Raw genomic sequence first — 2,620 nt, forward strand, 5'->3', positions numbered from 1 at the left:
TTTGGCAATCCAGGCATCCTTAGCCTTCTCGGCGACCACAGGATGATAGAGACGGCCATCGGAACATTTCATCCAACCATACAGCGCACCGGAGCGCACCTTCTTCCATTCCTTCACGACAAAGCCAAAGCCCGCGAGGCGCGCGAGCTCGATGTCATCGTCCGGAAGCGATGCGGCGGGGATCTGATGCCATGACGCGCACCACAGGATCACCGCGAAGAAGCACTGCGCAGGCGGGACATGCGACACGAGTTTGCTGTCACGCAGGCGGCTCACGTCCAGCGGCATGAACTGGAAATCGCGCAGATCGCAATCGGCCGGCGTGAGAGGTTCTGGTAGATCAGCCACACCTACTCCCACGACAACTGATCGACGTTCTGCAACTCGTTCATCCGCTCGCGTGCGAGCTGCATGAACGCGGCCACAGTGTCTTTGGGGAAGCACTGGAACTCGATGGGCACGCACTTGATGCCAGCCGCGGCCAGCACCTTGCACGCACGCTCGAGGTCGCCCTCCGAACAGAAGCGCGAGATGGTCGGCGCTGAAACACCGATTTCTTCCGCGATCCTGTTCTGGCCCGTGCGCGCGATGTGATGCAACGAGACCGTCAAGTTCTTGCGTGCCAATTCACCCGGGGGCGACGAAACTGGTTCCACTTCACTACCTCACCGAAAACGGGAGCGTGCCCACAGCCATGACAGAATTGGTCACTCTCACATCACCAACCGCCACGAAAGGGGCACGCATGGAAAATCTGTACGTAGAACTTCGCTTCGAGAGCCAGTTGTTCTCGATGCTAAAAATGCTGGCGAAGTCGGAACAAGGGAGCGAATTCATTCAGTTCGATCCCCCTGTAGACGACGGCGAGCCCACTCTGGCCATGCTTCAATGCAAGTCGGCAAATCTGGCCGAAGGGGCGTTCCTGCGGTTGGTCCCGTTCCAGGAAGAAATTGACCTACGGCAGATACCAGCGGCATTGCTGGTGCCGGTGCATCTGGTCGCATGGATGGCCGAAACGAACGTAGAGCGGCCTCGTTTTCTCGGATTCGTCGCATAAGGGCCGCGTGGCGAGCCTTGGATAGCTTCTCAGCTTCCCTGCGCCGCCATGCCTCAGGCCCATTTGTCTTTCGCATGACGGCTCCTAGGCGGCCACTGGGTCGGCGGTGGTCGGTACGTGCCCGCGCAAGTAAGCCCAATCAACATCAGGACGCATTTCTTCGCATCGAACTTGACTCTTGCCAGCTCGCTCCAGGGCAGGACAGCGTTCAGCAGGTATGCGGTCATTGGTGATCCATTCGTAGACAGATACCGGGCTGATCTCAAACAGCTTTGCCACCGTAGGCGCACCTCCGGCAGCCTTGATTGCTCGCTTGGCGATGTTGTCTGCAGTCACTTTGACCTCTAATAAGGCAATTCCTTACCTCACTATAGCAGGTAACACCTTATTTGCAAATGTTAGGCTTGCCCTTATGCATATCGGTGAACGTATCCGCGCGCTTCGCAAGGACTTGGGCCTCACTCAAGCTGACCTTGCACGCTACTTCAACATCACCAACGTCTCTGTTTCAGAGTGGGAACGAGGCATTGGAAAACCTGATCAGGAGAAGCTTCCAGCACTCGCAAGAAAGCTACAAACTTCGGTCGTTTATCTTCTGACAGGGAGGGATGACGCCAAAGACACAGACAAGCCAACAGAGGCACTTTTACACCTAACGAGCGGTCTTCCAGTCATTCCGAGTGGAGGGGCCTTCGAATGGAGCCAAAAGATGCCAGCAGAACAAGAAAAATTCGCTGGGGAGCGAATCCTTTGTCCTTTCCAGCACTCCGAAGGGGCTTTCATCACCAATGTCATCGGTGAAAGCATGTTCGATCCGTCCTCAAAGAAGTCATTTTCGGATGGTGACTATATTGTCGTAGACCCTAACCGCGGCATCCGGCAAGGATCAATAGCGCTCATCAAGGTCGCCACAGGAGAGATCGTGCGCCAGGTCCTGATCGAACCTGACCAAACAGTGCTTATGCAAGCATTGAATCCCCGTTGGCCGGACCGCATTCAGAAGATGGATGAGGGAGATACCATCATTGGTGTCGTAATTGGAAAGTGGGTAAGCGAAGACTGATAAAATTTGGAGGAGGAACGCAGTGATCAGGCGGCTGGCAGCTCTAATCTGGTGGTGTGGAACCATTTTTGCTGCAATTGCAGCATGGGAATGGGCTTCTCAGATGGAGCAATGGCAAAAATGCGATGCCATAGAGACCAAATACCAAGAGATAGCAAAGAACAGCAGTTCGAAGCCTGTATCTAGCAATGACGAAGATGTCTTCGAACGCGTAACAGCAACAGCGAAGCTTGAGGAGGCGAAGCATCAGCTTGATATTTGTCAGTCCATGAATCTACGGTCAAGTGCAGCCGCGATTTTATGGTGTCTGCCGTTCTACGCAGTGGCGTTCGTTCTTGGGGGATCGTTCTGGCGCCCGCCACGCCCAAAGTAAAGCATCGGTCGCCGCATGCATAGCCCGCTACTTAGCGGGCTTTTTTACGTCCTCAGCAAAAAAGTAAGGTAACACCTTGACATAAAGTAAGGATGCACCTAAGCTTGTTCATAAGGAAACACCTTAT

General features: G+C 54.4%; 6 protein-coding genes. 3 read left to right on the plus strand and 3 right to left on the minus strand.

What is annotated here, in order from left to right; genetic code table 11:
- Positions 1 to 348 (minus strand): DUF1376 domain-containing protein (locus KF708C_RS34035; protein ID WP_231586668.1); only part of this gene is annotated, 348 nt, incomplete at its 3' end.
- Between the two features lie 2 nt (positions 349 to 350).
- Complete coding sequence (locus tag KF708C_RS34040; protein WP_156174080.1) at positions 351 to 611, minus strand: type IV toxin-antitoxin system AbiEi family antitoxin domain-containing protein; 261 nt, start codon at positions 609 to 611, stop codon at positions 351 to 353.
- 134 nt (positions 612 to 745) lie between these two features.
- Here KF708C_RS34040 and KF708C_RS34045 point away from each other — a divergent pair, with 134 nt between their 5' ends.
- Positions 746 to 1,057 (plus strand): hypothetical protein, encoded by a 312-nt coding sequence (locus KF708C_RS34045; protein ID WP_059416298.1) that lies wholly within the window; start codon positions 746 to 748, stop codon positions 1,055 to 1,057.
- A gap of 84 nt (positions 1,058 to 1,141) precedes the next feature.
- Here the strand turns inward: KF708C_RS34045 and KF708C_RS35360 are convergent, their stop codons facing one another.
- Entirely contained in the window at positions 1,142 to 1,393 is a 252-nt protein-coding gene (locus KF708C_RS35360) for a helix-turn-helix domain-containing protein (RefSeq protein ID WP_082080254.1), read from the minus strand.
- Between the two features lie 76 nt (positions 1,394 to 1,469).
- Between KF708C_RS35360 and KF708C_RS36320 the strand changes: the two genes are divergently transcribed.
- Positions 1,470 to 2,120 (plus strand): helix-turn-helix domain-containing protein, encoded by a 651-nt coding sequence (locus KF708C_RS36320; RefSeq protein WP_197090471.1) that lies wholly within the window; start codon positions 1,470 to 1,472, stop codon positions 2,118 to 2,120.
- A gap of 22 nt (positions 2,121 to 2,142) precedes the next feature.
- Positions 2,143 to 2,493, plus strand: coding sequence for a hypothetical protein (locus KF708C_RS36325; protein WP_156174082.1), 351 nt, complete (start codon positions 2,143 to 2,145; stop codon positions 2,491 to 2,493).
- Positions 2,494 to 2,620 lie beyond the last annotated feature (127 nt).

The organism is Cupriavidus basilensis, assembly GCF_000876015.1.
In the GTDB taxonomy this organism is placed as follows: domain Bacteria; phylum Pseudomonadota; class Gammaproteobacteria; order Burkholderiales; family Burkholderiaceae; genus Cupriavidus; species Cupriavidus basilensis_B.

Bases quoted from the DNA above. Each gene is read 5' to 3' on its own strand.
- KF708C_RS36320 (WP_197090471.1), top strand. From the start codon at position 1,470: ATGCATATCGGTGAACGTATCCGCGCGCTTCGCAAGGACTTGGGCCTC.
- KF708C_RS34045 (WP_059416298.1), top strand. From the start codon at position 746: ATGGAAAATCTGTACGTAGAACTTCGCTTCGAGAGCCAGTTGTTCTCG.